We start from the raw sequence: 3,905 nt of genomic DNA, 5'->3' as shown, positions 1-3,905 counted from the left end.
CCACTCTTGTTGTGTTTGTCTCCCCCCAAAGTGGGTGTGGGCGGCCCCCCCCCCCCCGCGCCCCCCCCCCTCTCTAAACTACAGGGTTGGCGGCCCCGGCTTCCCGCCCCCCCAACTCACATCACCTCATCGAGATACCGTGAAGTCACGCTTTCCTCAACCTGTTGACGCATTCCCGATCGCTCGAAGGATATCCGCGAACCAGATGAGCCCGTAAGAAATAATCGATTCGTCATCGATCATGGACTCAATATTGTTCCACGTTTCGGCGACTTGGCCGATTGTTAACTCTGGCTGATGCTCGTAAACGTCACCTGCCCCGGCCACGGGAATAGTCATGTCCTCTACTGGGATCGACCAGAAAAGATCATTCGGCACCGAAAATGACTCGCTTGCCGATATGTCGCGGGCATGGGCAATCAACACAGCAAAAACTTCGATCAGTCGCGGGTATGTCAACTCCACGCTGTCGCCCATGGTCATCCTCCGATTTTGTCTTTCTCGATATTATTTTCGTAGGTTCTGATTCTTTCTCTGGATTCGTGATTTTGCCTTCGGTAACGCCCTGTCGCCACCCGGACGGATCATCGTCACCCGCTGTACGTGCTTCGGCTATGAGGCCGGTTTGCGCAGGTCTTCCACCGACACTTTGATGTGGTCCATGTCAAGGATGTTGAGTGGATGGATCCATAGCTCGACAGCCCGCCGGCGGTCGGTGTCGCTGGCGTCGGGTGTCATCGGTAGCGCACCGATCACCTTTACATTGGCCGCTTTCACCTTCTGCCAGTGCAGTGACCGGTCGTTGATATCGACGTCTTTCCAGGTCTCTGCGGCTATATCGAGCGCTTCCACGGTGTTCATACCGAGGTTGGATAGGTGCGCGACTAGATCGACGACTGTGTTCTGTTGCCGGATCTCGGCCCGCCAACCCGCCGGTGAGACCCACTGGGACCCGTGTTCGTAGGCGACGTAGTCGACATACAGTGAGCTTTCGCGCCGGTCATCGATTTCTCGTCGGAACACCCAATCATCATCGTTGGGGCCGTCCAGGAAGTAGTCGCGGCGGTAGAAGCGCAGAAGGTTTTCGATCTCGGCGAGGTCGGCCGGTTTGCTGTCGTAAGCCACGACATAGAGCCCCCGCGCCAGATGGTTGGCGAACCTCTTGACCTGCAGATGGGCGAGGGCTCGGTCCTTCCAACCCACCCGGGCCAGATCCAGCAGTATGAGGTAAGAGGCTGCTTGCTCGGCAGCGAACATATCCACGACCGCGCGGCCGCGGGTGCGGCCGCGCTGATCCAGCAATTCGGCGTCCGTGTGCAGCTGAGCGACGTGCTCGGCCAGCATTCGCATGCCCTCGGCGAGTACGGCGTTGCGGTTCGCGCGAGGTAGGTTCAGGATGCGGTCCAGCGCCCTCGGTTTCATTCCGCTGATTGTCCACGTGCCTGGTAGGAGCCGGTATCGAATTTCGACCGGCCGCCGGGGCAGAAACACATCTCCTCGGTTCGAACGTGACCGTGCCGGCCTGCCCGTATTTCCTTCCATCGGTCCCACAGGTCGGTGGTGATCGGGTTGTCCTCGCGGTCGTCGATTCCGTCCACCGCGCGGCGACGCCATGCGCACGCTCGCGTTACTCGTCGAGCACGACTCGGCGGTGCGGGGCTACCCACCGCGCAGGACTGGGAGGAGGTGCTCGGGGTCCCGCTGCCGGACTACCTCGCCGTCGTGTTCGCTCTATATGTCGGCTCGAACATGCGCCGCGGCCGGTTCACCACCGCCGATCTGGCCCACCGCGCCGATGTCGGCGCGTTCCTCGACCGCGACGCGGCGACGGTGGAGAAGCTGACCGCCACCCACCTCGCCGCTGATCTTTCGGCCCTCTACGAACAGGCGCGCACCGAGGACGCGGCCGAAACCGAGACGGGGAGGCAGGCCTGGTTGACCAACCCGCTGCTGGCTGCGGCCCAGCCGGTGGAACAGCTGGTGGTCATCGCGGCGCAAGTTTTGTGGCCGCGCCAGACGACTTTCGTAGTAGCGTCCATATGGTGGGTGGTGGCATCCACGGTCATGCCATCGTTGTAGGGGGGAAATTGGCCGAAAATATCAGGCGCGCAGGGATAGTCGGCGGCGGAATCGGCGGGCTCACCGCGGCGATCGCGTTGCGAGCGGTTGGCTGGGAGGTGACGGTCTACGAGCAAGCCACCGAGTTCGCCGAGGTCGAAGCCGGGGTCATGCTGACTTCCAACGTGCTGGCCACCCTCGATCTGATCGGGGTGGGTGAACCCATCCGGGCTCAGGCCATGGCGGACCATATCGGCGGGATCCGTAGCCGGCGCGGGCGCGAACTGGTGTGCGGCCAGGTGCGTGACGTAATCGGCGGCGACGATCTCGTGGTGGTCCATCGCGCCGATCTCCTCGCTGTCCTGGTCGACGCGCTCCCGTCGGAGTGCCTGCGTCCCGGTTCCAGGGTTATTCGCGTCGACGCGTCCGGAGACATCGAAACCGCCGCGGGCATTATTCAATTCGACCTCGTGGTCGCGGCCGACGGAATGCACAGTCTCACCCGCTGCCAAGTCTGGCCGGAAGTGGGTGCGGTCCGACACACGGGGATCACCGGCTGGCGATGGATCGTCGACGCTCCGCCGCCGGAGTGGGTGGGCCTGGTGTTGGGTTATCGGGCCGAGTTCGGCATTCTGCCGATGGCGGGCAACCGGATCTACGCCTTCGCGGGCACTCACTCCGGTGTCGAGGGTCTCGACCATTTCAAGGACTGGCCAGAACCTGTGCCGGCCATGGTGGCGGCAGCGGCCCCGCAGCGGGTTCTCGAGACCGAGTTACTCGATATCCGCGTCCCCAAGTCGCTGGCGCGTGGTCGGGTGGCGCTCATCGGCGACGCCGCGCACGGGATGCATCCCACACTCGGGCAAGGTGCCGGGATGACGATCGAGGACGCCGTCACCCTCGCCGCCTATGCACCTGATCTGGCCGCGTATTCCAAGGCCCGGCGGCGCCGGGTCGCCCTCATCAGCTGGCTGTCGGGGCGCGCGACCCTGGTCACCGAACCTACGTCGAGGTTCGTGGCCGCCGCCAGGGACGCTACAGCCGCCCTGGTGCCGAACCGACTGGCCATCCGGGCCGGCAAACTTGGCACGAAGCTGCTGATCACCCGCTGGCGGCCACCAACGATCGCGACCAAATCCCGGCCACCGCATCCCGGATGACATGCCGGTCCTCCCCAGACCGAGAGCCGCGCACCTCAGCTTGCGGCGAGCCGTGTCGTTTTGGGGTTGCCGTAGAACTCGCCGAAGTTCGGGCGGATATGAAGTTATGTCGGGCGCTGGCCGGCGGAAGCCGTGAACCGTGGTCGATCGCGCTGCGCCAGTGGCTGACAGCGCGCAAGCAAAAACATGCCATGAACAGCATTTCCGTTGTATTTTCCGCCGATACTACGACTACCCCTGGAGGCAGAGGGTTCGCTTTGTCTTCGGTGCTGCCATCGCTGTGGTGGCAGGCGAGTCGGCCGTGCCGAAGATGTCGGAGTCGAAGACCACAATGCACGGCATGGCTCAACGTCGACCGATTCCGCCTCCGCCCGATCCGAATGCACCTCCTCGGTTCAAGATCGATCTTCCTGACGACATCTCGGACTTTCATGCCGTTGTCGATCTCCTGCACCTTGCCGGTGCACGCAACGGCGGTGGATACCGACAATTCGCGGTGGCAGGCCCGACCTTCACTTTCGACCAGGTCTGGGCGCTGCTGGAGTTGAACGAGCACTACGAACTCTTCCGCTGCGTCAAGGCCAGCAAGCAGGCTAGGCCGCGTTTCATAAGCCGTGGCCGGATAACCACAGGTTGATTGCGGCGACGCGGACCGTGGCCAGGTAACGGACAGCGAGTTTGTCATAG

5 protein-coding genes are annotated in these 3,905 nt (G+C 63.1%); 3 read left to right on the top strand and 2 right to left on the bottom strand.

What is annotated here, in order from left to right; genetic code table 11:
- Window positions 1–156: 156 nt before the first annotated feature.
- Complete coding sequence (locus AB0H42_RS35490; RefSeq protein WP_357064214.1) at window positions 157–483, bottom strand: hypothetical protein; 327 nt, start codon at window positions 481–483, stop codon at window positions 157–159.
- A gap of 129 nt (window positions 484–612) precedes the next feature.
- The gene (locus AB0H42_RS35485) at window positions 613–1,422 is read right to left on the bottom strand and encodes a hypothetical protein (RefSeq protein ID WP_357064212.1); all 810 of its coding nucleotides are present in this window, start codon (window positions 1,420–1,422) and stop codon (window positions 613–615) included.
- A 138-nt stretch (window positions 1,423–1,560) separates the two neighbouring features.
- Here AB0H42_RS35485 and AB0H42_RS35480 point away from each other — a divergent pair, with 138 nt between their 5' ends.
- From AB0H42_RS35480 to AB0H42_RS35470, 3 genes are all read left to right on the top strand, one after another.
- Window positions 1,561–2,079 (top strand): hypothetical protein, encoded by a 519-nt coding sequence (locus AB0H42_RS35480; RefSeq protein WP_357064210.1) that lies wholly within the window; start codon window positions 1,561–1,563, stop codon window positions 2,077–2,079.
- Between the two features lie 8 nt (window positions 2,080–2,087).
- A complete protein-coding gene (locus AB0H42_RS35475) occupies window positions 2,088–3,218 on the top strand; it encodes an FAD-dependent monooxygenase (protein ID WP_357064207.1) in 1,131 nt (376 codons plus the stop codon).
- A 139-nt stretch (window positions 3,219–3,357) separates the two neighbouring features.
- Window positions 3,358–3,855: a hypothetical protein gene (locus tag AB0H42_RS35470; protein WP_357064205.1), complete on the top strand. Its 498-nt coding sequence runs from the start codon at window positions 3,358–3,360 to the stop codon at window positions 3,853–3,855.
- The last annotated feature ends 50 nt before the right edge of the window (window positions 3,856–3,905 follow it).

This window comes from Nocardia sp. NPDC050799 (assembly GCF_040654015.1).
Classification (GTDB): domain Bacteria; phylum Actinomycetota; class Actinomycetes; order Mycobacteriales; family Mycobacteriaceae; genus Nocardia.
Note: the sequence above shows the minus strand (reverse complement) of the source record. Positions and strands in the feature narration are given on the sequence as shown.